We start from the raw sequence: 23100 nt of genomic DNA, 5'->3' as shown, positions 1-23100 counted from the left end.
GGCCGGTCAGACCCGCAGCAGGGTGCAGACCCAGTGCATGCCACTGCCGGTGCTGGTCAGCGCGACCAGATCCCCCTCGGTCAGCTCGCCGGTGCCCAGGTGGTGCTCCAGCCCGATCAGCTGGTCGGCACAGCCGACGTGAGCGTGGGTGAGGGCCAGCTCGACGTTGGTCCGCTCCAGCTCCACGCCGAGATCCTTGGCCAGCTCGGCGAACTGCCGGGCGTTGTCGTGGAAGTGCACGAACCGGCGGACGTCGGCGAGAGTCACGCCAGCCCGGCCGCAGGCCGCCTCCACCACCCGCCGGTTGCGCTCCCGGATCGTGGCGACGAACTGGAACATCCGCCGCACGTCGCCGGCGAAGAACTCGTTGAGCCGGTCCGCCGGGTCACCGACGCGGGGAGTGCCGCCGTCCGGGGTGAACGGCTGGGCCGCGCCGCCCACCGGCATGCGCATGAATCCCGCGTACCGGCCGTCGCTGATCGTCTCGGTCGCCAGCCAGCGGCACCGGTCGTGGTCGCGGACCAGCACGGCCGCCGCCGCGCCGTCGGAGAAGATGCTGGTGTTGACCTCCATCCGGTTCCAGTACGGCTCACAGACCCGGTTCGCGCCGATCAGCAGCGCCGTCCGGTATTCCGGGTGGGTGGCGAACCGGCCGGCGACGGTGTCGAACGCGGCCACTCCACCGCCGCAGGCCTGGTTGAGCAGCACCGCCTCGGCCCGGTGCGCGCCAAGGCGTGCCTGGGTGTGCGCGGCCGGGTCCCAGTAGAGGTACTCGGCCAGGTCGGGGATGGCCAGCACCACCAGGTCCACGTCGGCGGCGGACAACCCGGCCCGGTCCAGCGCGGTGCCGCCGGCCACCACCGCGAGGTCCGTGACCCCGATGCCGGGCCCGGCCCGGTGAAAGGCCCGGTACTCCCAGGACCGCAGCCGGTCCAGGTCATCGGTGTACGTGGCGGCGGCCGCCGCCACGTCGACCTGCTCGCCGAGGACGTGCGCCAGGGCGGCCACCCCGACGCCGACCGGTGGTGGCGTGCTCATCGCCGCACCGCCGTGGCAGTGGCGTGCTCGTCGTCGGTGGTGCGGGCGGCGCGCAGCCGAACCTGCGGATCGGTGGGCACGACGGCGTCCAGTTCGGACAGGAAGCGCCGGGCGGTGCCGTTGCGGCCCGTGTCGGTCCAGCGGACCAGCACCTCGCCGGCCCCGGCCGCCCCGGCCCGCCGGGTCAGCTCCCGGAGCACGGCGGCTTCGACGCCCTTGCCGAGCACCGGGCAGGAGAGCGAGAAGACGTCGACCGTCCAGCGGTCGACGGTTCGATCGAGCGCGACGAGGCCCGAGGTGCCGTAGTCGCCGAGCCGGTCGCGTACGCGGACCGCCAGCAGGTCACCGGCCCGCTCGGCCAGCGCGGCGGCCGGTGGTGCCGGGGCCAGGGCGAAGTCGTGTGCCCGGGCGACCACCTCGGCGACCTCGGCGACACTGTCGGCGGCCACCGGCCGGTAGTCGACTCGGACGTCCAGGCCGGCCACGAAGTCGTCCAGGGACAGCCCGGTGGGCGCGGCGGCCGGCCCGGCCGTGCCGCCGGCCCAGCGTCGGGCCGGGAGCCGGTCGGTCAGTCCCGCCGACCGCAGCTCGTCCGACCAGGCCCCCGGGTCGGCGCCGAGCAGCACCCGTCGCGGCGCCGTTCCGGCCGCCACGCCTCCCGGCGCTAGGTCGGCCGCCACCCCTCCCGGCGCTGCCTCGGCGTCGCCCGTGCCGGCCAGGACGAGCTGAGCCGGGGTGATGTCCAGCTCGCCGGCGATCTCGGCGAGCTGCTCCGCCATCGGGCGGTCGTCGGTGACCCAGCCGTCCAGCACGGGCAGCAGATCCGCGCCGTCGGCGGTCGACCAGTAGTCGGCACCGCTGGCGCGCAGCGCCACGCGCCCCCCGGCGGCGCGCAGCTCCCGCAGCGCCGGCAGCAGGCGTGCGGCACCGGTCAGGCCGTCGCCGTCGAGCACCAGAGCTTGGCAGCCCGCGCCGAAGAAGCAGCCCACCAGCGCGGCCGCGGCGGCACCGAGCCGCGCGAAGACCTCCTCGGTGTACGGCACCTTGGCGAACCGGAACAACGCCGGGTGGTACGCCCGCGAGTCGCCAACCATCCGCACCGCCTCGTCCGCGTCGACGAGCAGCACCCACGGGTCACCGGCCAGCCGGTCGCGCAGTCGCTCCCGTACCGCGGTGGCGCTGGCGGTCACCCCGTCGGCGTGCATCGCGTCGGCCGGGCCGTACGAGCGGGCGGCGGGAACGGCCGGCAGGACGTACACCAGTAGTGCGCCCTGCCGGCGCGCGGCGGCGACGGCCGTCTCCGCGCCGGCCAGCAGCTCCGTCGCCCACCCGGCGCCGGCCGGGCCGGGAACTCCTGCCTCCTCCAGGCGCTGCGCGACCACGAGCACGTCGGGCCGCACGTCGGCGAGGAAGCCGTCGGTGGCCAGGCACTGCTGCACGACCTGCTGGAATAGGCCGACGGTGAGGGTGGCGGGCAGCCCGGCGTCGTGCAGGCCCAGCCCGAGGTACGGCACCAGCGGGTCCACGGTGTAGCTGGCCAGCAACGCGACGCGCAGTGCCGGCTTCGGACGCTGCCGGGTGACGGCCTGCCAGCGGCCCCGCCGGGCGAACAACTCGGCGCTCATGTCGCCTCCGTGCCCTTGGTGCGCAGCACGGCGCGCAGTTCACCGACGCTGCGGACGTCGCGGATGTCCTCGAAGGCGAAGGAGAGCCCGTAGATCTCTTCCAGGGTCACGACCAGTTGCAGGTGACGCAGGCTCGTCCAGGTGCCGATGGTGCCCGGTCCCGACTCGTCGGTCACGTCGGCCGGGTCGACCTCCAGAACCCCGGCGACCACCTCGGTCAGCGTCACTTCGCCACCACCGCGCGGTCGTCGGCCAACTCGTCAGTGCCGGTCGGTGACGGCAGCGGCGCCGGCACGGCGGTGGGTTCGTCGTAGTCGGGCAGGTCGGTCTCCATCCGGCGGATGCTCGGGGAGGCGAACCCGGCTGCCGCGACGCCGATGCCGAACAGGCCGACGATCACGAAGATCAGGCCCATGCCGGCGCCTGGCCCGCTGCCCACCAACCAGCCGAAGTACGGCACGCCGGGACCGCCGTCGCGCATCATCGGTTCGAACCAGCGGTCCGCGGCGATGCCGGCCAACGCGGTGCCGCCGGGGTACGCCAGGTCCTCGATGAACTGTCGCGCGGCGAAGACCCGGCCCTGGTGCGACGGCTCGACCTTCTCCTGCCAGACCGACTGGGCGTACCCGTCGATGAAGGGGATGGACAGGTGCAGGAAGAGCAGGGCGATCGACCAGACGATGATGCTGTCCCCGACGCCGTACACGATCCGACCGAGGACGCTGAAGACCAGGATGGCGATGAGCATCCTGCGGATCTTGTGCCGGGTGTTGGGCAGCAGCCCGAGCAGGACCGCGCCGGCCACGCCGCCGACCGCGCCGATGGTCTGCACCAACCCGACCGCGTTGGTGCTGCTGTCGGTGCGGGCCAGGATCTGCGGCACCAGCAGGGCGAAACCGACCGCGGCGAGCACATTGATGGCGAACATGATCACTTCCAGCCCGGTGAAGGCCCGGCTGGCCATGATGTAGCGGAAGCCGTAGATCGTGTCGGACCAGAAGCCGGCGTCGTCCTGCTGCGTCGAGCGGGGCACCGGCGGCAGCTGCACCAGCAGCACCGCCCCGATCGCCACCACGTAGGACAGCGCGTCGATGAACAAAATGACCTTGATGTCCATCACGCCGAGCAGCGCGGCGGCGAAGCCGGGGGCGAAGATCACCGGGATGGTCCGGACCGCGAACATCATCGCGTTGGCCCGTGGGTACTGGCCCTTCTCCATCATCACCGTGATGGTCGCCTGGTACGCCGGCAGCTGGAACGCGAGGAACGCGCCGGTGACCAGGTTGACCAGGTAGAGGTGCCATACCTCGACCGAGTTGGTGAGGAAGAGCAGCAGCACGGCGGCGGTGGTGATCGCGGAGCCGACGTCGCTGAGCACGATGGTCAGCCGCCGCCCCCACCGGTCGACCAGCGCGCCGGCGATCGGGCTGAAGATGACGGTCGCGCCGAACGCGCACGCCATCAACATGGTCAGGTCGAAGGCCCGGCCGGTGGCGTCCCACACCCAGATGCTCAGGGCGAAGTTCGTCATCCGGGTGCCGAGCGCCGACAGCAGCTGGCCGAACCAGATTGTGGTGAACCCGGCGAACCGGGTCGGGCGTCGGAACGCCATGGGGTCTCCTCCTACTGCCGTGGCGGTTGCCCGTGGTCTCCGGCCAGGCGCAGCAGGCTGGTCCGGATGCCGTCGAGCAGGTGTTCAGCGGTCCCCGACCGGAAGGCCGGGGTGGCGTAACTCAGGTCGACGCGGAGCCGGGGGCCGCTGAGCGACCCGGTCACGTCGAAGGGGAAGGGCCAGTGCCCGTCGGGGTCCTCGGTCGGCCCGAACGGCGCCGCGCAGACGTCGAGGAGTGGGGTGGCCGGTGCGACGTCGTCGAACCCGAAGCCACCCATGTAGTTGACCGCGACCGTCGGCGGTGCCGTCGCGGCCAACCGGGTGCGTACCTCCTCGTCGGGGCACAGGTGGCGCAGCAGCCCGTAGCCGATGCCGTTCTCCGGCACCCGGGCGAGCTGTCGGATCACCGAGCGCAGCGAGCGGGCCGGGTCGGCGGTGGTGGGCAGTTGCAGCCGCAGCGGGTAGAGCACCTGGAACCAGCCGGTCGTGCGGCTGACGTCCAGGTTGTCGAAAAGTGGCTCCCGGCCGTGGCCGGTGGTGGCCACGGTGACCGCGCCGCCGCCGATGTGCCCGGCGATGGTGGTCGCCACCGCGCACACCAGGAGGTCCCGCACACTGGCCCGCAGCCGGCGCGCGGCGGCGTGCAGCCCGCGGGTGGCCGGCTCGTCAAGCGTCACGGTGGCCAACCCCAGGTCGCCGAGGCGGAACGGTCCGGACTCCGGCTCGTCCGCGAGTCGGTGCAGCACACCGTCGTCGGCCTGTGCGAGCCAGAACGGCAGTTGCTCGACGAGCCGGCTCGAACCGGCGTACTCGGCCAGCCGCTGCGCCCACCTGCGGTAGGACGTGGTCTTCTGGGGCAGCGTCGGCTCCTCGCCGCGTTCGAGGTGGTCGCAGAGGGTCTCCAGGTCGGCCAGGAGCAGGCCGCGGGAGACGGCGTCCACCACCAGGTGGTGGTTCACGATCAGCAGCCGGTCGGGCAGCTCCGGGCCGAGCCGGAAGTGCGCCACCCGGGTCAGCGGGCCGAGGTCGAGATCCAGCGCGGTCTGCGCCTCGGCGCAGCGCTCCTCGACCGCCGCCTTCCGATCCTCGACCGGCAACCCGGTCAGATCGTGGCTGGCGAACGGGACAGCGTCGGCCGGGTCGGCGTGGTGCTGTCGCCAGCTCCCGTCCGGCTGCTGAGTGAACCGCAGCCGCAGCGCGTCGTGCTGGGCGACCAACCGGCGTACCGCCTCGCGGAGCAGGTCGGCGGGGAGCGGGCGGGCCAGCTGGAGGTAGTAGGGGTGGTTGAACAGGGCGGGCCGGGCCATCGTGGGGGCGAGCAGGTCGGTGAACCAGCGCTGCGCTCCGGTCAGCGGCGCGTCGCCGCGCACCTCGCCCTGCTCGGCGTCGAGGGCGGTCGCCGCACCGATCGTCGCCGGCTCGCCGAGGCTCGCGGCCAGATCGGCGACGGTGGGATGGCGAACGAGCTGGCGCGGTGTGACGTCGATGCCGGCCGTGGCACAGCGTGCGACGAGCTGCATGGCGAGCAGCGAGTCGCCGCCGACGGCGAAGAAGTCGTCGTGGATGCCGAGCTGGTTGGTGCGCAGCAGCTCCGACCAGATCGCCACGAGTTGACGCTCCCGATCGGTGCGCGGGGCGGCGGCGGCCCGGTCGGCCGACCGCCGGTACCCGTCCACGACAGCGACCCGCACGGCCGCCGCGTCGACCAGTTCGGTGGCCACCTCGGCCAGCAGGCCGGGCGGGATCCGGTCGACCGGCTCGTCGGCGTCCACGGTGCGGGCCGCGTCGAGGGACCAGAGGCCGCGCAGCACCTCCACCGGCCCGGTCTCCGGGTCGAAGGGGATCGCCAGGGTGTCCGGAGGGCCGGGTTCGGTGGCCGGGTGCAGGAACAGGGTCGCCGCGTCGACGGGCGGCGTAGGGGCGTACCCGATGATGCCGGCGGTGACCAGCGCGGACAGCTCCGGGGTCTGCGGCGCTGTGGTGAGCAGCACCGCGCGCCCGCCCCTGGCCTGGGTCGCGAGCAGCGGTGCCAGCTCCGCCTGCCGGTGCGCGGGCCCGGCCGGTACGACCAGCCGGCCGACCGCCGGATGCCGCACCGCCCGCCGCACCAGGAGGGTCGCCGTGGCGACGGCCAGCTCCGGTGACCATTCGTCGCCCGCGAACAGCTCCGGCACCCGGTAGCGCCGCGCCCACGCCTCGACCGACACGACGTCGACGTCGGGCCGGCCGTCGCGCAACCGCCCGCCCAGCTCGGCGAAGAGCGCGTCCCACGGCGGTGTCCGGTACGCCGGCGAGGCGGGGCAGATCGCGATCGTCAGCGGGGTGGCACTGCGGGACCGGTAGACGTCCAGCGCCGCCAGCAACTCGGCGTGGAAGTCGCGCAGCCCGACGGTTGCCGCGCCGAGTGGGCCGGGAGCCAGCCGGTCCTCCCAGCGCAGCACCAGCACGTTGCGGTCCCGCGCAGAGGTCGCCAGGCCGGCGGCCGGGTCGCGCAGCAGCCGCAGCAGCGCCCCGGACGGGAGCTGGCCGAGGGTGTACGGCAGGCCGAGCAACTCCGCCCAGAAGCGGACCGTCGCCGCCAGCCCGGGCAGCTCGACCGTGCCCCCCACCACCAGGCGGGGCGCCGGCGGGGCAGGCCGACGACGCGCCGGGACGGGTCGGGTGGCACCACCGATCGGGTCGTCCGGCCGCCGCACCCCGTCGTCGAGCACGCGCCCCAGACCGGTCAGCAGCCGGACCATCCGCTCCGGGACGAACAGATCGGCACGGTACGCCAGGTCGGCGTGCAACTCGTCGCCCTGCCAGGTGACGCTGAGGAACAGGTCGAAGTCGACCCCGACGCTCGGCACGTCCACTCCGGTGGCGGTCAGCCCGGCGAACTCCGGCAGCTCGTCGGGGCCGTCGATGACGTTCAGCACGCACTGGAACAGCGGGTGGTGTGCGGCCTGCCGGGGCAGCCCCAGCGCCTCCACGATCGACGCGAACGGCAGCCCCTGGTGCCGGTACGCCTCCCGCGCCGTCCGGTACGCCCGGGCCACGAGCTGACGGAAGGTGGGCCGCCCGGCCACGTCGACGCGCAGCGGCAGCAGGTCGGCGAAGCAACCGATCAGCGGGGCGAGTTCGGCCCGCTCCCGGCCCGCGGTCGGCACGCCGAGCACCAGGTCCGACTGGGCGCTCTCGGAGTGCAGCAGAGCGGCGAAGCCGGCCAGCAGTACGGCGAACGGGGTGACCCCCTCGGCACGAGCCAGCTCCCGAACGGCCGCGCCGAGACCGGTGGCCAGCCGCTGTGCCTGGTACCCGGCGACGTCGGAGCGCTCCTCGGGACGGGGGTGGTCGGTGGGCAGCTCCAGCAGTGTCGGCGCGTCGCGCAGTCGTTCCCGCCAGTACGTCAGGTGTGGCTCGACGGCGGTCGAGGTCAACCAGTCGCGCTGGTGGTGGGCGTAGTCGACGAACTGCACCGGTAGCGGTGCCAGCCGTCCGTCGGCACCGGTGGTGTGGTGCGCGTACCGGGTGGCGACCTCGTCGAGCAGGATGCTCCACGAGGTGTTGTCGCAGACGATGTGGTGCATGCCGAGTAGCAGGTGCCAGCGCTGATCGGGCAGCCGGACCAGGCGGGACCGCACCAGCGGGCCGGCGGCCAGGTCGTACCGGTGGGCGGCCAGCTCGCCGGCCGCACGGCGCAACGCTCGGGCCTGCTTCGTCGTCGGCAGGCTGGTCAGGTCCAGTGTCTCCAGCCAGGGGTCCACGTGTGGTCGCACCACGGGCTCCGGTTCGCCGCTCCGGTCCCGGAACGTGGTCCGCAGCACCTCGTGCCGAACCAGCACGTCGTCGAGCGCCCGGCGCAAGGCCGCTTCGTCGAGGTCGCCGCGCAGCTCCAGGGCGGCGGTGGTGTTGTGCCGGACCACGTCGTCGCCGAGCTGGTCGAGGGCCCAGAGGCGGACCTGCGCCGACGACGCGACCGCGGGTGTGCCAGGTGCGGCGGGGGTCAGCGGTGCGAGCGCGATGCCCTCCGTGTCGGCGTCCAGCAGCGCGGCGAGCCCGGCCACGGTCGGGTTGGTGAACAGGGTGTAGAGCGACACCTCCCGGCCGAACTCGGCCTGCACCCGGGACAGCAGGTGGGTGGCGAGCAACGAATGGCCACCGAGGCCGAAGAAATCGCTGGTCACACCGACCTGGTCGACGCCGAGCGCGACGGCCCACAGATCGGCCAGCCGCTGCTCGGTCGGGGTGCGCGGTGCCACCGCCTCCGCGTCGTCCGGCCCGGCCGCCCGCACCGGCGCGGGTCGACTCCGCTCGGCGACCGCCGCGGCCGTGCTCAACTCCTCGACCAGGTACGCGGCCCGCTCCGGCCCGATCGGCGCGAGGAGTCCGAGGTGGCCGGTGGTGATCTCCGCAGCGGGCGGGTCCAGGGCCCAGACGTGGGCAAGGAGCCGGCGCGCGTCGTCCCACCCGGCCGGTACGGTCAGCGCCAGCAGGTCGGGGTTGTCGCGGCGCAGCGCCGCGACGGTCTCCGGGTCGCTGTCGAGCACCACCACCGTCGCCGGATCGGCGGTGGCGAGCGCGGCGGTCAGGCCGTCGGCCGGGCAGTGCCGCACCTCGTGGCCGGGCAGCGCCTCGGTGAGCCGGTCGATCGGCAGCCGATCGCCGTCCACCAGCACCTGCCGGCCGGGTTGAGCGGCGGCCCGGCGCAGCTCGCGCACGAGGATCGTGCCGAGGGCCGCGAAATACTCGGTGGTGTAGGGCACGTGCCCCAGCTCGTCGGCGCGCTCGTCGCCCACCTCGCTGACCGGATACGTGCCGGCGTGGTCGGCGGCCCAGACCGCGTGCACACCCGGTGTGCGTGCGGCCAACACGGCCAGTCGGTCATCGAGCCGACCTTCGGCACTCCGGAGGTCGAAGCCCGGCGACGCGGGGCAGACCACCAGCAGCAGCGGGGCGCTGCTCCGCCGCCGGTACGCCGCCACCGCCGCCTCAAGGTCGTCCATCGCCGCGTCGAAGGCCGTCGCACCGGCGCTGCGGTCCTGCCGGCGCAGCCAGTCTTCCCAGCGCAGCAGGCACACCGTGGCGTCGGCCGGCGGCCCGGCGAGCAGGTGTGTCACCAGCTGCCCGTAGCCGACCAGCTCGACCGAGGCGGGCACCCGCAGGAAACGCAGCCAGAACTCCACCGGGTCGCGCAACGGGTCGACGGTGAAGGTGGCCGCCAGGGCGATCCGCTGCCGGCGCAACCCCGGCACCTGCGACAGTGGCCGCTGCGGGGCGTCGGCCATCGCACGGAGCAGCTCCGGCAGGCGCCCCACCGTCGCGGTGATCGTCTCGTCGAGGTACAGGTCGGCGTTGAAGTCGACCGCGCCCTCGATCCGGTCCCCGTGCACGGTCAGGCTGACGAACAGGTCGAAGTCGGTGAGGCCGTTCTCGGCGGCCACCGGTGTGAAGGTGACTCCGGCCGCGTGCCGCTGTGCCGCACCGCCCTCGGTCATCGTGGCCAGCACCTGGAACAGCGGGTTCACGCTGGGGTCGCGGACCGGGCGGACCTCCTCGACCACCCGCGCGTACGGGGCCTCCTGGTGGGCGTACGCCTCGCTGACCGTGCGGTGCACCCGGCGGGCCAGTTCGCGCACCGTAGGGTCGCCGGTCGCGTCCACCCGCAGCACCAGCATGGTGGCGAAGCAACCGATCAGCGGCTCCAGGTCGGTGCTCGCCCGACCGGCGGCGGGCATGCCGAGCAGCAGGTCGTCCTGGCCGGTGGCCTGCCGGAGCAGGGCGCTCAGCCCGGCGAGGACCACCGCGTTGACGGTCGCGCCGGCCAACCGGGCGAGCCCGCCCAGCGCTGCCGTCGTCTCGGCGTCGACGGTGAAGGGGAGGCTGCGGCCACGGTGGGTCTGCACCGGCGGCCGGGGGCGGTCCGGCGGCAGCGTCGAGCGGGTCGGCGCGGTGGCGAGCCGCTCCCGCCAGTGCGCCAGGTGAGCGGCGAGTTCGCGTTCGGCCTCCGGTTGGCGGCGGGCGGTGACGTGCGTGACGAACCGGGTGGACAGCGCCGGCAGCCCCGCCGGCACGTCACCGGCGAACTCGCCGTACCAGCTCACCACCTCCTCGACGAACACGCCGGCCGACCAGGCGTCGAAGACGATGTGGTGCGCGCTCACCAGCAGCAGGTGCTCGTCGTCGGCCAGCGCGAGCAGCCGGACCGCGAGCAGCGGACCGGTGGTGAGGTCGAAACGGATCGCCGCGTGGGCAACGGTTTGCCGGTCTGCTGCGGCCCGTCGTTCCGCGGGCGGCAGCACCGTCAGGTCGACCACCGGCAGCGGCACCTCCACGGCCTCGCGGACCCGTTGGGTGACGGCTGAGTTGCGGTGGCCGCCCTCGGCGGTTGAGTCGCCCGGTACGAAGACGACCCGCAGCGCGTCGTGCCGAGCCACCACCGCGTTCACCGCCCGATGCAGTGCCGCGACGTCCAGTCGGCCGGTGATCCGCTCGGCGAAGGGCACGTTGTAGACCGGGGTGCCGGGCTCCAGGCGGTCGAGGAACCAGAGCTGCTCCTGCGTGAACGAGAGCGGGTACGCGGTCGCGGCGTCCGGGCGGTGCGTACGGGTCTGGCGTAGCCGCAGGGCCAGCAACTCCCGCTGCTCGGGGGTGAGACCGGCGAGGTCCGGGTGCAGGTCCTGGCTCACCGGGTGACCCCTTCGACGTCCGCACCCTCGGCCGTCGGCGTACCGCTCAGCAGGCGGGCCAGTGGGGGAGGGGAGTCGTGCAGGTAGAGGTGCCCCCCGGGTACGACCGTCAGCGAGAACCCGGCGGCGGTACAGGCGGCCCAGCCGGCCATCTCGTCCGGGCTGATGAGGGGGTCATCGGCGGCTGCCACCGCGTCCACGGGCAGCGGCAGCGGCGTCACCGTGGTCGGCCGGTACGACGCGACCACGGCCAGATCGGCCCGTACGGTGGGCAGGATCAGCTCCAGCAGGCCGACGTCCGCGAGCACCTCGTCGGTGATGCCACCCAGGTCACGCAGCCACTGGGTCAGCGCCGTGTCGTCGAGGCGGTGTGCCGTGCCGATCGGCGAGTCGCGGTGCGGCGGGCGGGCCGCGGAGACCACCAGTCGGTGTGGTGCCGGGCCGCCCCGGGCGAGCAGGCGGGCGGCCACCTCGTACCCGATCAGGGCGCCCATGCTGTGCCCGAAGATCGCGTACGGTGCCTGCACCCGCTCGGCGATCGCATCGACCAGCGGTGGTGCCAGTTCGGCCATCGTGCTCAGCGGCGGATCGGCCAGTCGGCGTTCCCGGCCGGGCAGCTGCGCGGTCCAGACCTCCACGTCGTCGCCCAGCAGCGCCGACCAGGGCCGGTACGCGGCGGCGCCAGCGCCGGCGTACGGGAGGCAGACCAGCCGCAGTCGGGCGGCCGGGCGGGGCTCGGCGCAGCTCAACCAGGCGGCGGCACCGGTCGGTCGGGTGGCGGTCGTCGACGGTGGCATGCGGACCCCGTTCCAGCTCAGCACGGCGACGACGGGTGGTGTCGCCATGCCCGCACACGCTAGGAACGGCCCGTGACGGCGGTCTTAGCGTCGGATGAGGGTTCGCTGGGGTGTCCGCTGCGGGTGGTGGGTCCGGAGGATTACGGTGCGTCGACGACCTCGCGGCCGAGGGGCCAGAACGCGGCGGGGACGAGCTTGAAGTTGGCGATGCCGAACGGGATCCCGATGATCGTGACGCAGAGGGCGATGCCGGCGACGATGTGGGACAGCGCGAGCCACCAGCCCGCCAGCACCACCCAGAGGATGTTCGCCAACCCGGAGGCGACACCCGCACCAGGCTTCGGCACGAGGGTGCGGCCGAAGGGCCACAGCGAGTAGACGGCGAGGCGTAGCGAGGCGACGCCGAACGGGATGGTGACGACCAGGACGAAGCAGATCAGCGCGGCGACGCCGTAGCCGACCGCCAGCACGATGCCACCACCGAAGATGAGCCACAGCACATTCAGTACGAAACGAATCACCACTACAGCATGAGCGATGCTCGCCACCCGACCACGCGGGAGCCGTCCCGGCACACCGTCCTCTTAGGAGCGTGCTGCCGGGGTCAGCGGGCGCGGGTCGTTGACGATGCCCGCGAGGGGCACATGGGGGAGGGGCTTCTCGCCGCTGTCGGACAACTGGGTGAGGGCGTCGTCGTGGCTCTCGAAGATCGGGAACGCTCCGTCCAGACGCATGGTGTGCAGGACGGTGCGGATGAATCGCGACGGCGCGGCGAGGCAGAGCGTGACACCCCGTTCCCGAGCGTCACGGTGGGCGCGGACGAGGAGACCGAGGCCGGTCGAGTCGATGATGTGCACCCGGCTCAGGTCGACGACGACGTGCTCGCCCACCTCGGTCACGTGCCGCAGCGCCGTACGCACGGTGTCGTCGGTGTCGAGGTCACCCGTGGCGGCGATGACGGTCACGTCGTCGAGCTGGTCGATGCCGAGGATGCCGCCGGGGCCGTGGTCGTCGAATGCCACGTGCCCGCCGCCCGAGGGTGGCAGCAGGCTGCAGTGGGGGCAGCGGTGCGGCCCGGTGGCGAACGGAGACCCGCTCCAGCCATGCTCGGCCACCAGGGTCCAGACGACCTCGGCGTCGGGAAGCACGCACGCCGTGCCCCGAATGGTCTCGCCGCAGGTGTCGCAGATCAGGGTCATCAGGTGCTCGTCCGGGACGACGGTCATTCTGCTGCTCCTTCCTCACTCACGATCGACAGCACCTGGTCCATGCGGGCGATGCGCAGGATGCGTCGGACCCGAGTGTTCGGATTGCGGACGGTGAGGACCGCGTCGGCACGAGCCAGCCGCCGATGCACGTCGAGGAGCAGGCCGATGGCGGCGGCGTCGAGATGCTGGCAGTCGGACAGGTCCACTACGACCTGCGCGGGGCGCAGGGGCAACAGCCGATCGAACACCGCACCGACCTCCGGCAGGCAGACCAGGTCGAGTTCGGTGACGCGAACCTCGACCAGCGGCAGCGTGCACCGCGGAGGCATCACCGGCGTTGTCATGGCCGCACCCCTCTCCGTCAACCCTCGCTCGACCACCACCCTGGTGGGCGGGGTTGGCGATCACTGCAAGGCTCTGTGACAGTTGTGTGACAAAACCGCTGGCTGCCGGGCACGGTTGGCCGGCCGGCGGGCTGCCGAGGATGATGCCGGCATGACGGCCGTACTGGTGATCGAGGACGACGACCGCATCCGGCTCGCGCTGCTGCTCGCACTTGAGGACGAGGGCTACGACGCTCTCGGCGCGGCGACGGCGGAGGAGGGTCTGCGCGCCCAGCGCCACCACCCGGCCGACTACGTGCTCGTCGACCTGATGCTGCCCGGTCTCGACGGCTTCGAGTGCATCCGGCAGCTGCGCCGTGACGACGACGTACCGATCGTGGTGGTCAGCGCCCGCGACGACACCGATGACATCGTCGCCGCCCTCGAGGCCGGCGCCGACGACTACCTCGTCAAGCCCGTGGCGATCAGAGAGTTGACCGCCCGACTGCGGGCCCTGCGTCGCCGCGCCCGCCCGGTGGTGGCGGCATCGTCGCCGGCTCCCGTGCTGGCGGTCGCCTTCGGGGAGTTGGAGATCAGTCCAGAGGCGGGGGAGGTACGCCGCGCCGGCCAGCAGGTCACGGTCACCCGCACCGAGTTCCGGCTGCTCTGTGAGCTGGCCGAACACGCCGGCCGGGTGCTGTCCCGCCAGCAGTTGCTGCAACGGGTCTGGGGGTACGACAGCGGCGACGAACGGCTGGTCGACGTGCACGTCGGCCGACTGCGGCAGAAGATCGAATCGGACCCGGCGAACCCCCGGCACCTGGTGACCCTGCGGGGTCTGGGTTACAAGCTGCAGCGATGAGACGACTTGGACTGCGGACCCGGGTGACCGCCGCGTTCGCCGTCGGCGCGCTGCTGCTCTCGGCGTCGATGGCCCTGGTCTCCTACGAGCTGACCCGCCGATCCCTGCTCGACGACCGGGAACGCATCGCTCTGCGCGCCGCCTATTTCGACGCCGCCGTGGTGCATGCCGGGCTCGACACCGACACCCCCGACGTGGTGGAGGTGCTCCGGTCGCTGGACACTGGCGGGAGCCGGCGGCCCGTGCTGCACCTCAACGGCGAGTGGTACGCCCGCACCGCCGACCCGGGCACCACCGCCGCCATTCCCGTCGACCTGCGTCGGGTCGTCGCCTCCGGGGAGCCGGCGGTGCAGCGCGTACGCGTCCACGGACAACCTGCCCTGGTGGTGGGGGTGCCCCTGTCCGCGACGGCGGCGTACTTCGAGGTCAACTCGCTGCGCGAGCTGGAGCAGACGCTTCAGGTCCTGGCGCTCGCGCTGACCAGCGTCGCGGTGATGGTCGCCGGGTCCGGTGCCGCCCTCGGCTGGTACGCCACACGGCACGGCCTACGGCCGCTGACGGCGGTCGCCGACGCGGCCGAGAAGATCGCTGCCGGTGACTTCACGGCCCGGCTGGACCCGGCCACCGACCCCGATCTGACCCGACTCTCCTCCTCGTTCAATCAGATGGTCGACCAACTCGCCCGTCGCATCGAGCGGGATCGCCGGTTCGCCGGCGACGTCAGCCACGAGCTGCGTTCACCGCTGCAGACCCTCGCCGCGGCGGCCAGCGTCCTGGCCCGTCGTCGGGAACACCAGGACGAACGAACGGCCACTGCCGCCGGGCTCGTCGCCGACGAGATCGACCGTTTCCAGCGACTGGTCAACGACCTGATCGACCTGGCCCGTAGCGACCAGCCCGCCCACCGTGCCCCGGTGGACGTGGTGAAGTTGGCCGGGGAGGCGTGCCACGCGTACGACCTGCCGGTCAGCCTCGTCCACCTGGCACCGGACGTACCCCCGACCTGGCAGGTCGAGCGGCGGCGGCTCGCCCAGATTCTGGCGAACCTGCTCGACAACGCCGTGACCTACGGTGGTGGCCCCGCAGCCGTTCGCCTGTGCCGCGAGGGTGACACCGGCATCATCGAGGTCGACGACGAGGGCCCGGGCGTGCCCGTCGATGATCGTCAGACGATCTTCGACCGTTTCGTCCGGGGGCGAGCCGCCCACACCCGCGGCGCGGGTGACGGCACGGGGCTCGGGCTCGCGCTGGTCGCCCAGCACGCCGTCGCGCACACGGGGCACGTCACCGTCGCCGACCGTCCCGGTGGAGGAGCCCGTTTTCGGGTCACCCTGCCGGGGAGCCTGCCGTGAACCGCCGTCGTCTCGTCCCGTTGGCGCTCGCCGTGCTGCTGACCGGTTGTGGCATCCCCACCGACGACAGCCCTCGAACGGTGCAGCCCCCGCGAGGACCGTTCCGAGGCTCCGTTCCCGCCGACACCACCGCACCGGCCGGCCGTGCCGCCGAGACCCTCTGCCTCGTACACGACAACCGCATCATCCCGGTGGTCCGGCGCGTCGACCGTCCACCGACCATTGAGGAGCAACTGCGGCATCTGCTCTCCGGGCCTACCGGGGCCGAACGCGACAGCGGCCTGACCAGCGCGCTGCCAGGAGCGGTCAACGCGGCCGGTGCGACCGTGACCGGTACGCGGGCCCTTGTCGAGGTGGACGAACCCGCCGACGACGGAGGTCGCAGCGACGAGGTCCTCGCCTTCGGGCAGATCGTCTGCACCCTCACGAGCCGCGACGACGTCACCACCGTGGCATTCCTGCGGGACCGCAAAGCTCTCGGCGTGCCCCGGGCCGACGGTTCCCTGTCCACCGAACCGCGCACCCGCGCCGACTACGCCCCACTCATCAGTGAGCGGTGAGCCCGCTCACGCCGGAAAGAAGAGACGAACACCATGGACGTGGAGACCTACGTGACGATCTCCTTTACAGGTCCATCGCGTAGACCCGGACCCGGCGGCTGGTGTCCGGCTGCACGGTCTCGCGTTCCAGCGACATGCCCAGCTTGACCATTACCCGCGCGGACGCCTCGTTGCCGACGATGTGGATGCTGACCAGCCGCCGCAGGCCGAGCTCGGCACGAGTGTGGGAGATGACGGCCTGGGCCGCCTCGGTGGCCAGGCCCCGGCCCCAGTACGCGCGGCCGAGCCGCCAGCCGATCTCCACGGCCGGCATGATCTCGGGCAGGAAGGTCGGCACCGCCAGCCCGGTGAAACCGGCCAGCTCGCCGGTTTCCTTGATCTCCACCGCGTACAGGCCGAAGCCGTGCTCGTCCCAGTGCCGCTGATAGTTGGCCAGACGCTCCGCGGTCGCGGCCCGGTCCAGGGTGCGGCCGTCATGGATGTAGCGCATCACCTCGGGTTGCGCGTTGACCGCGGCGAACCCGTCTAGATCATCACTTTGCCAGCGGCGTAACAGCAGCCGCGGAGTCTCCAGGGACGTGGCATCAAGGGAGCTTGTCAGGTTAGGCACTCCCCTTCGTAGCATTTCGGCGCCCACGGGACGATAAATTATCCGGCCGGGAACTGCCGGTCAGCCGGCCAGGAACGTGCCGCTCACCCCAGTTGGGACTTACTCATCTAGGGGTTGCTCGGTGAAAGTCCTGATCCGGAATCCAGGGCCAGGCAAGGGAGGTTCCCGGAGGTCGGGCGGGCGCCAGCGGCCAGATGATGGCTTGCATGAAACGCGCTGCGCTCTATGTGATTGCCGGGCCGGTCGGTATCGCGGCCTACGGGCTCGTACGTCTGTGGGGAAGATCCGACGGGGTGTACGGCCCGGGGTTCGACTGGCAGGCCGCGCATCTGGTCGGCCTCGCCGGCATGGTGTTCTTCGTCCCGGCCGTCCTCGCGCTGTCCCGCCTGCTACCCGGCGGCCCCTGGCGCAACGGGGTGGTGGCGCTCACGTTGGTGGGGCTCGCCGCGACGATGGTGCAGTTCGTCGCGGACATCGTGGAAGGGCTCCTGGCCGCCGACCGGGCGGAGATGTCAGCGCTTGGCGCGGACTTCAAGGACATCCCCGGCGTCGAGGTGGCCTTCTACGACGTCGTACCGCAGCTTTTCTTCCTCGGCCTGGTCGTTCTCGCGGGCATGCTCGCCGCCAGACGGCGGCTGCCGTGGTGGAGCGTTCCGTTGCTGCTCGCGGGCATCGTCCTGCCGGTGGTGACCCTCGATCTGCTTCCGATCGGCGGCCTGTGCATGCTGGTGGCACTCGCGCCGGCCCTGCCGGCCCTGCGGCAGCAGGGTGAGCGGGTCGAGCCGACGGTGGCAGTCCACTGAGACGCGTTGGTCCCCGCCGTCAGGGCGACGGCGGGGACCAGTCTGGGCTACTTCAGCGCGAGGGTACGGGCGTCGGCGGCGATGACGCTGGCGACCTCGGCCGGGACGAGCTTGCCGGCCTGCCGGTCGGCGTAGGTGGCCAGCTCGGCGTACTGGGCGTGGACCAGTTTGGTGGTCATCGCGGTGATGGCGCTCGCATCGGCGCCGGACGTGAGGATCAGGTAGCCGAGGCCGGCCTGGCTCACCGTCACGGTGAAGGTGCCGGTCGCGGTGGCGGTGCCCTCAGGCCCGGTCACCTGGGTGGAGATGGTGTGGCGACCCGCGGTCAGCTTGGCCAGGTCGAGCTTGCGCCCGGCGGCTGACTTCTTGCCGTCCAACGTGACGGTGACGGTGTCCGCGTTGGTCGCGGCAACCGCGATCACCGGGGACTGCGCCCGGTCGAGCCGAGCCCCGTTGGCCGGCGAGGTGATCTCCACCGTCGGGTCCGCCGAGGCCCGCTGCAGGAACGCGGCGTTCCAGCCGACCAGTTCGGCCGCACGGTTGGTGATGATCGCGTCGGTGCCGATGCGCTCCAACCGCTGCCACAGGCCGGCCGAGTCCATCGTCCAGGCCATCACGGCGACCCCGGCGGCGTGCAGCGGGCCGATGACCTCCGGCTTGGCGAGCAGCGCGTTGCCGTCCGGGTTGTACGCGGTCAGATGCAGCTCCTTGGCGATCGCCACCGGGTCGGCGTCGAGGTTGCTGCGGAGCAGGCCGAGCGGCAGTTCGGGGGCGAGTTCGTAGGTGTACTTCAGTGCGCCGACCTCGAAGCTCTGGATGAAGACCCGGCCCATCATCTGCTCGTCCCGGATCACCTGGATGATCGTGGCGACCTCGTCCCGGGTGTGCCTGCCCTTGATCTCCACGAGCAGGTTGCCGCCCCGGGTCCGCAGGTCGGCGAGCTGCTCGGCGAGGGTGGGCACCCGCTCGCCGACGTACTGCGGGCCGAACCAGGAGCCCGCGTCGAGTGCCTTGATCTGCGCGGCGGTCAGGTCCCGGATATTGCCGGTGCCGTCGGTGGTCCGGTCGACAGTGCCGTCGTGCAGGATGAACGGGATGCCGTCCTTGCTCGGCTGGACGTCGTTCTCGATCCAGTCGGCACCACCCTTGCGAGCGATCTCCTGCGCGACGAGGGTGTTCTCCGGTGCGGCGGCGGACGCGCCCCGGTGGGCGATCACGGTGAACGGGCTGCCCTCGGGCCGGATGTGGCCGTTCGGGGCCAGCTCGGTGACGGTGACGTCGTCGTACGACACGGTGGAGCCGTTGACGAAGAGCCCCTGGACGCCGTTGGCAGAGCGCTGGAGGCTGTTCGTCCGCATCGCCTCCCGCCCGTCGAAGATCCAGCGGGCCTGGTTGCCGTGCACCTCGACGGCGACGCGGACGTCCCGGCCGGTGCCGGCGGCGTACGGGGCGGAGGCGGTGTTCGCCACGACCCAGGCGTCGGCCGTGGTCCGCTGGGCGAACTCGAGACCGTTGGCGGCGGTGGTGCCGCTGCGCATGGTGGCGATCCACCACGGGGTGGCGCCGTCGGCGGGGACGTCGATGCCGAGTGAGGCCCAGCGGGTGGCGGCGGAGACCGACTCGAAGCGCATGGTCGCCTCAAGGCGGAAGTCGTTCAGGTGCCGACCGAAAGTGATCTTGTTGTTCTCGCCGGAGCTGGCGGAGGTCCCGTACAGCCGGCCGTTCTCGACCTTCCAGGTGCCGTCGACCGCGTTCCAACCGGCGGGCAGTGACCCGGCCGAGAAGTTCTCCGAGACGACGATGCTGCCCGGCTCGGCCGTGGCGGGCGACGAGGTAGCGACGGTGACCGCGACGGCAGCGCCGGTGACGGCGAGGGCGGCGACGGTGGCGGCGGCCCGGCTACGCAGGGCCCGGAGCCTCGACCCGGCGCGGTCGGGCGACGATGATGCGGGTAGGACAGTCATGGCGGGAACGGTACGAAGCGCACCCGAATTCATGATCAATCAAGTGTGGCTGCCGCCGGAACGCTGGGTGTACCTACCCCATCGGGCCGGGTGGTCAGTCCGCCAGGCCGGAGCAGGCGGCACCGTCGATGGTGCACGCCTCCGGGGCGGCGCCGACCGGCGAGCCGTTGACCCGGAACGTCACCCGGACCGAGGCGCTGCCGGGCACCTGACCCGCGCTTCCGTCCGGCACGAACGTCCACACCGCACCGTCCCGGCTGACCCGTGCGCCCTCGACCGCGCTGACGCGCAGAGACTCCCGGGGCAGGGTGACGGTCAGCGACCACTGCGGCACCGACACCGGCCCGGGATTGCTGATCGTCACGGCCGCGCCATAACTGAGCAGGGCGTTGTCCGCGATGGCGAAGTCGGCGTGCAGCGCGGCCGGTGTGGGTGCAGCCGTCGAACCGGTCGGTGTGGGCCGGACCGACGCCCCGACGATCGGCGGGTCTGGGGTGGACGAGGCGGCTGCCGGGGGAGCGGACGCCGCCGAGCTGGTGGCCGCCGGTCGCGCCTGTGCCCGGGGAGTGCCCGCCGGCGGTGTGCGCACCTGCTCGACGGACGGTGGTGGATCGAGGGTCACCGGTGTCAGCTTCTCCGGCGTACGCAGGACCCCGATGACGGAGACGGCCGTCGCGATCAGCACCCCGAACGCCGCGATCATGGCCACCCAGGTGGCCCGCGAGACGTCGTCCCGACCGGTGAGCACCCGCCGTGCGGCCGTAACGAGGGCCACGATGCGGTCCAGCAGAATGATCGCCACGGTACGGCGTGGCTGGGGTGGTGTTGCCGGCACTGCCTGTCTCCCCTTCAATTCGGCGCCGGGTGCGCGTCCACGATCCGTCCGGGTCGCGGATGGCACCTGCCCTGTCACAGGGCGCGAAGCCCGACGAGTATCGCCTCAAGCAGATCGTCGGTCGGCAGCTCCGACAGCACCGGCGGGTCATGCGTCTCGATCAGCCCGGCCGTGAGCAGATCGCCGAGCAGCACGCGGACGGTGCCCAGCGGAAGGTCCAGCTCGGCGCCGACCTCAGCCACCGACACTGGATGGTGACACAGCTCGACGATCCGTGCCTGTTCGGGGAAGAGCGGTGCGGAAGGCGTGACCGCCCGCCGGGCGACGACCAGTGAGATCAGGTCGAACTGGCCACGCGCGGGCGTGGTGCGCCCGCCGGTCATCGTGTAGGGCCGGGCGACCGGGCCCGCGTCGTCGTCGTACCACGCCTCGTCAGCGCTGCCGGTGGTGTGCACCAGTGTCCTCGATCGTCGCCGAGGAGGCCGGTCCCAGGCTGATCGGCAGGTGCCGCTCGGCCTGCCCCACGAAGAGCGCCACCTCGTACGCCATGTCGCCGACCTCGACGTCGTCACCGGCGATCCGCACGGTGAGGATGGTCCCGTTCGGGATGGTGGCGATGAACAGGAACGCTCGCGACATCTGCACGACGACCTGGCGCAGGCCACCCGCGTCGCAGACCCGGGTGGCGGCAAGCCCCAACGCGATCAGGCCGGCGACCACGCCGGAGATCTGCTCGGCCAGCTTCGCCTCCACCTGCCGGGAACCGCCGAGGGGCAGCCCGTCGGGAGAGAGCACCACGGCGAACTCCGCGCCGTGCACTCGGTCGACCAGGCGGTCCAGGGCGCCGGTCAGGTTGTCGTCGGTGACCACTGCAGACGTCATTGGTGTCTCCTCGCTGTTCTCGCGACCGGCAACTCGACCGTGTCGAGGCCGGTGCTGCGGTGTTCGGGGCCGGTCGGCCCGGTGTGACGGACCCGCGTCGGCAGCTCGCCGCCGCCGCTCGGGTGGGGCAGATCGGCGCCGTTCCCGGCCGGCGGGAACGGGTCGCCGGGCGCTGCGGCGGACGGGCCACGGCTGGTGTCGGTCGCCGTGACCAGCCGGGCCGGGAGGAGCACGATCGCGGCCGTCCCACCCCGCTGGCTGGGACGCAGCGAGACGTGGGCACCACACCGCTTCGCCAGCACGGCGGCGGTGTACAGCCCTGCCGGGCCTGTGGGCGGGCCGGCCGGTGGCGGGCCACCGAGCAGGTGGTTCGCCTCGGCGAGCGCGGACTCGTCCAGGCCAGGCCCGTCGTCGATGACCACGACGGCGCACCCCTGCGGTCGGCGCTCGCCGGTGACCCGGACGGTGGTGTCCGCCGGAGAGAAGGCGAGGGCGTTCTCGATCAGCTCTGCCAGCAGGTGGATGACGTCGGTGACGGCGGGGCCCGCGAGCGACCACGGCCAGTGCGGCGCGATCAGGACCCGGTGGTAGTCCGGCACCTCGGCGACAGCACCGCGTGCGACGTCGAGCAGGGGCACCGGGCGCCGCCAGCGGCGGGCGGGCGTCGCGCCCGCGAGGGCGATCAGTTTCTCCACGTTGCGTCGGATCCGGGTGGTGAGGTGGTCGAGTTGGAACAGCTCGGCGGTCTCCTCGGCGGACCGCTCCCGGCGCTGCAACCCGTCCAGCAGGCTGAGCTGATCGCGCAGCAGGACCTGGTTGCGTCGGGTGAGCCGCAGGAACAGCTCCTGGTGGGCGCCGTCCTCCGTCGCCGTGGCATCCCGCGTCAGAACCGTCGCCGGGGCATCCCGCGCCACGACCGGGAAGGGCCCGGTCAGCTCGTCGGCCAGGCGCCGGACGGTGCCCGCCCAGCTCAACAGGAGCACGAGCACGACGATGAGGCCGAGCCCCACCACCGCGCCGGTACGCGCGACGATCACGGCGGCACCCGGAGTGGCCCGCTCGACGCTGCTACGAGCGGTGGTCGTCACCACTGTCTGCAGTGTGCCGAGGGCGGTGTCGGCCGCGGCCCGCCAGGCCGGCGTGGTGATCCCGACCAGGGGGTTGGTGGCGTCCGCCCACAGCAGCCTGTCCTCCAGGGCGACCAGGCCCGCGAACTCGGGGCCCGTCGTGAGCTCGCCCGACAGCCCGGCTGCCGCCTCGGTGCGCGCGTACCGCTGATTGCTGACGAGTCCGGTCAGTCGGCGACGCTCGTCGACACCGAGCCGTTCCCCGGTCAGGGCTGCGCTGACCAGGGTGTCCTCCCGGGCGAGCAACTCGCGGGCGCGGGCCAGCGCGATCACCGCCCGGGTGTCGGCGGCCAACTGGCTCTCGTTCGCGCCCCACTCTTGGCCGTACACCCGGAAGGCGACGTCGATGACCTGGTCGTACCCGTCGACCGCCTCGGCCTGGTCGAGTCGCCCGGCGTCCACCTGGGACCGGATCGTGCCCAGGCCGTCCAGCCGTCGGACCAGTTCGCCGGCCCGGTCGCGGACCTCGCCGGCACTGAGCAGCCGAAGGTCGCGGCCCTCGGTGAACTCGCGGACCTCGCTGGTGGCCCGGTCGGTGCCCTCGCGTGCCCCGATCAGCGGGGTCGCCGTCGGCCCGGCTCCGGCGATCGTCTCGGCGGTGAACCGGCGTTCGGTCTGCAGGCTCAGGATCAGGCGGTCGATGGGCTGGCCCAGGGTGTCCGCCAGGGCCCGCACCCGTAACAGGTCGACGGCGTCCTGGCTGGTCACGTAGGCCGCGTACGACCAGAGCGTGATCAGGACGGCGGCCAGCACGGCCAGCCTGGTCCGGATCAGCCGGACCTCGCTACGCGTCACCTGCCGCCCCGCTCGGTGCGGCGGCGCCAGTGGCGTGGG

General features: G+C 72.6%; 19 protein-coding genes. 4 read left to right on the top strand and 15 right to left on the bottom strand.

The genetic code is table 11. The features are described 5' to 3' along the window. Positions 1–6: 6 nt before the first annotated feature. From ABZT18_RS03165 to ABZT18_RS03125, 9 genes are all read right to left on the bottom strand, one after another. Positions 7–1038, bottom strand: coding sequence for a 3-oxoacyl-[acyl-carrier-protein] synthase III C-terminal domain-containing protein (locus tag ABZT18_RS03165; protein WP_354992127.1), 1032 nt, complete (start codon positions 1036–1038; stop codon positions 7–9). Further along, the gene (locus ABZT18_RS03160; RefSeq protein ID WP_354992126.1) at positions 1035–2663 is read right to left on the bottom strand and encodes a hypothetical protein; all 1629 of its coding nucleotides are present in this window, start codon (positions 2661–2663) and stop codon (positions 1035–1037) included. The genes ABZT18_RS03165 and ABZT18_RS03160 overlap by 4 nt, the downstream gene beginning before the upstream one ends. After that, complete coding sequence (locus ABZT18_RS03155) at positions 2660–2890, bottom strand: acyl carrier protein (RefSeq protein WP_354992125.1); 231 nt, start codon at positions 2888–2890, stop codon at positions 2660–2662. The genes ABZT18_RS03160 and ABZT18_RS03155 overlap by 4 nt, the downstream gene beginning before the upstream one ends. Then, positions 2887–4275 carry an MFS transporter gene (locus tag ABZT18_RS03150; RefSeq protein ID WP_354992124.1) on the bottom strand — a complete coding sequence of 463 codons (1389 nt, stop codon included), beginning with the start codon at positions 4273–4275 and terminating at the stop codon, positions 2887–2889. Before ABZT18_RS03150 ends, ABZT18_RS03155 begins: the two co-directional genes overlap by 4 nt. A gap of 11 nt (positions 4276–4286) precedes the next feature. Beyond that, positions 4287–10943 carry a condensation domain-containing protein gene (locus tag ABZT18_RS03145; protein WP_354992123.1) on the bottom strand — a complete coding sequence of 2219 codons (6657 nt, stop codon included), beginning with the start codon at positions 10941–10943 and terminating at the stop codon, positions 4287–4289. Further along, positions 10940–11788 (bottom strand): alpha/beta fold hydrolase, encoded by an 849-nt coding sequence (locus ABZT18_RS03140; RefSeq protein ID WP_354992122.1) that lies wholly within the window; start codon positions 11786–11788, stop codon positions 10940–10942. Before ABZT18_RS03140 ends, ABZT18_RS03145 begins: the two co-directional genes overlap by 4 nt. 92 nt (positions 11789–11880) lie before the next feature. Then, positions 11881–12261 (bottom strand): YccF domain-containing protein, encoded by a 381-nt coding sequence (locus ABZT18_RS03135; RefSeq protein ID WP_354992121.1) that lies wholly within the window; start codon positions 12259–12261, stop codon positions 11881–11883. A gap of 63 nt (positions 12262–12324) precedes the next feature. Further along, positions 12325–12966 carry an STAS domain-containing protein gene (locus ABZT18_RS03130; protein WP_355250375.1) on the bottom strand — a complete coding sequence of 214 codons (642 nt, stop codon included), beginning with the start codon at positions 12964–12966 and terminating at the stop codon, positions 12325–12327. Beyond that, a complete protein-coding gene (locus ABZT18_RS03125; RefSeq protein ID WP_354992119.1) occupies positions 12963–13292 on the bottom strand; it encodes an STAS domain-containing protein in 330 nt (109 codons plus the stop codon). Before ABZT18_RS03125 ends, ABZT18_RS03130 begins: the two co-directional genes overlap by 4 nt. A 151-nt stretch (positions 13293–13443) precedes the next feature. Here ABZT18_RS03125 and ABZT18_RS03120 point away from each other — a divergent pair, with 151 nt between their 5' ends. The 3 genes from ABZT18_RS03120 to ABZT18_RS03110 are packed head-to-tail and all read left to right on the top strand — an operon-like array spanning position 13444 to position 16045. Further along, positions 13444–14133, top strand: coding sequence for a response regulator transcription factor (locus ABZT18_RS03120; RefSeq protein WP_354992118.1), 690 nt, complete (start codon positions 13444–13446; stop codon positions 14131–14133). Further along, positions 14130–15485, top strand: a complete 1356-nt coding sequence (locus ABZT18_RS03115; protein WP_354992117.1) for a HAMP domain-containing sensor histidine kinase — start codon at positions 14130–14132, stop codon at positions 15483–15485. Before ABZT18_RS03120 ends, ABZT18_RS03115 begins: the two co-directional genes overlap by 4 nt. Further along, positions 15482–16045, top strand: a complete 564-nt coding sequence (locus ABZT18_RS03110; protein ID WP_355250372.1) for a GerMN domain-containing protein — start codon at positions 15482–15484, stop codon at positions 16043–16045. The genes ABZT18_RS03115 and ABZT18_RS03110 overlap by 4 nt, the downstream gene beginning before the upstream one ends. Positions 16046–16109: 64 nt before the next feature. On the opposite strand, the gene ABZT18_RS03105 is transcribed toward ABZT18_RS03110, so the two are convergent. Beyond that, positions 16110–16670, bottom strand: coding sequence for a GNAT family N-acetyltransferase (locus ABZT18_RS03105; protein ID WP_355250439.1), 561 nt, complete (start codon positions 16668–16670; stop codon positions 16110–16112). Positions 16671–16861: 191 nt separating this feature from the next. Here ABZT18_RS03105 and ABZT18_RS03100 point away from each other — a divergent pair, with 191 nt between their 5' ends. Beyond that, positions 16862–17458 carry a hypothetical protein gene (locus ABZT18_RS03100; protein WP_354992115.1) on the top strand — a complete coding sequence of 199 codons (597 nt, stop codon included), beginning with the start codon at positions 16862–16864 and terminating at the stop codon, positions 17456–17458. Positions 17459–17505: 47 nt separating this feature from the next. Here the strand turns inward: ABZT18_RS03100 and ABZT18_RS03095 are convergent, their stop codons facing one another. From ABZT18_RS03095 to ABZT18_RS03075, 5 genes are all read right to left on the bottom strand, one after another. Beyond that, the gene (locus ABZT18_RS03095; RefSeq protein ID WP_354992114.1) at positions 17506–19422 is read right to left on the bottom strand and encodes a glycerophosphodiester phosphodiesterase family protein; all 1917 of its coding nucleotides are present in this window, start codon (positions 19420–19422) and stop codon (positions 17506–17508) included. Positions 19423–19516: 94 nt separating this feature from the next. After that, on the bottom strand, positions 19517–20224 hold the full coding sequence (locus ABZT18_RS03090; protein WP_354992113.1) for a cellulose binding domain-containing protein: 708 nt from the start codon (positions 20222–20224) through the stop codon (positions 19517–19519). 107 nt (positions 20225–20331) lie between these two features. Continuing rightward, on the bottom strand, positions 20332–20712 hold the full coding sequence (locus ABZT18_RS03085) for a DUF742 domain-containing protein (protein WP_354992112.1): 381 nt from the start codon (positions 20710–20712) through the stop codon (positions 20332–20334). Continuing rightward, positions 20690–21139, bottom strand: coding sequence for a roadblock/LC7 domain-containing protein (locus tag ABZT18_RS03080; protein WP_354992111.1), 450 nt, complete (start codon positions 21137–21139; stop codon positions 20690–20692). Before ABZT18_RS03080 ends, ABZT18_RS03085 begins: the two co-directional genes overlap by 23 nt. Beyond that, positions 21136–23061 carry a nitrate- and nitrite sensing domain-containing protein gene (locus ABZT18_RS03075; protein ID WP_354992110.1) on the bottom strand — a complete coding sequence of 642 codons (1926 nt, stop codon included), beginning with the start codon at positions 23059–23061 and terminating at the stop codon, positions 21136–21138. The genes ABZT18_RS03080 and ABZT18_RS03075 overlap by 4 nt, the downstream gene beginning before the upstream one ends. Positions 23062–23100 lie beyond the last annotated feature (39 nt).

The organism is Micromonospora sp. NPDC005291 (assembly GCF_040607415.1).
Lineage (GTDB): Bacteria > Actinomycetota > Actinomycetes > Mycobacteriales > Micromonosporaceae > Micromonospora.
Note: the sequence above shows the minus strand (reverse complement) of the source record. Positions and strands in the feature narration are given on the sequence as shown.

What these genes read in the sequence shown, in the direction of transcription:
- ABZT18_RS03165 (WP_354992127.1), bottom strand. Translation starts at nt 1,038, where the DNA reads ATGAGCACGCCACCACCGGTCGGCGTCGGGGTGGCCGCCCTGGCGCAC.
- ABZT18_RS03160 (WP_354992126.1), bottom strand. Translation starts at nt 2,663, where the DNA reads ATGAGCGCCGAGTTGTTCGCCCGGCGGGGCCGCTGGCAGGCCGTCACC.
- ABZT18_RS03150 (WP_354992124.1), bottom strand. Translation starts at nt 4,275, where the DNA reads ATGGCGTTCCGACGCCCGACCCGGTTCGCCGGGTTCACCACAATCTGG.
- ABZT18_RS03140 (WP_354992122.1), bottom strand. Translation starts at nt 11,788, where the DNA reads ATGGCGACACCACCCGTCGTCGCCGTGCTGAGCTGGAACGGGGTCCGC.
- ABZT18_RS03130 (WP_355250375.1), bottom strand. Translation starts at nt 12,966, where the DNA reads ATGACCGTCGTCCCGGACGAGCACCTGATGACCCTGATCTGCGACACC.
- ABZT18_RS03125 (WP_354992119.1), bottom strand. Translation starts at nt 13,292, where the DNA reads ATGACAACGCCGGTGATGCCTCCGCGGTGCACGCTGCCGCTGGTCGAG.
- ABZT18_RS03120 (WP_354992118.1), top strand. Translation starts at nt 13,444, where the DNA reads ATGACGGCCGTACTGGTGATCGAGGACGACGACCGCATCCGGCTCGCG.
- ABZT18_RS03115 (WP_354992117.1), top strand. Translation starts at nt 14,130, where the DNA reads ATGAGACGACTTGGACTGCGGACCCGGGTGACCGCCGCGTTCGCCGTC.
- ABZT18_RS03105 (WP_355250439.1), bottom strand. Translation starts at nt 16,670, where the DNA reads ATGCTACGAAGGGGAGTGCCTAACCTGACAAGCTCCCTTGATGCCACG.
- ABZT18_RS03100 (WP_354992115.1), top strand. Translation starts at nt 16,862, where the DNA reads ATGAAACGCGCTGCGCTCTATGTGATTGCCGGGCCGGTCGGTATCGCG.
- ABZT18_RS03095 (WP_354992114.1), bottom strand. Translation starts at nt 19,422, where the DNA reads ATGACTGTCCTACCCGCATCATCGTCGCCCGACCGCGCCGGGTCGAGG.
- ABZT18_RS03080 (WP_354992111.1), bottom strand. Translation starts at nt 21,139, where the DNA reads ATGACGTCTGCAGTGGTCACCGACGACAACCTGACCGGCGCCCTGGAC.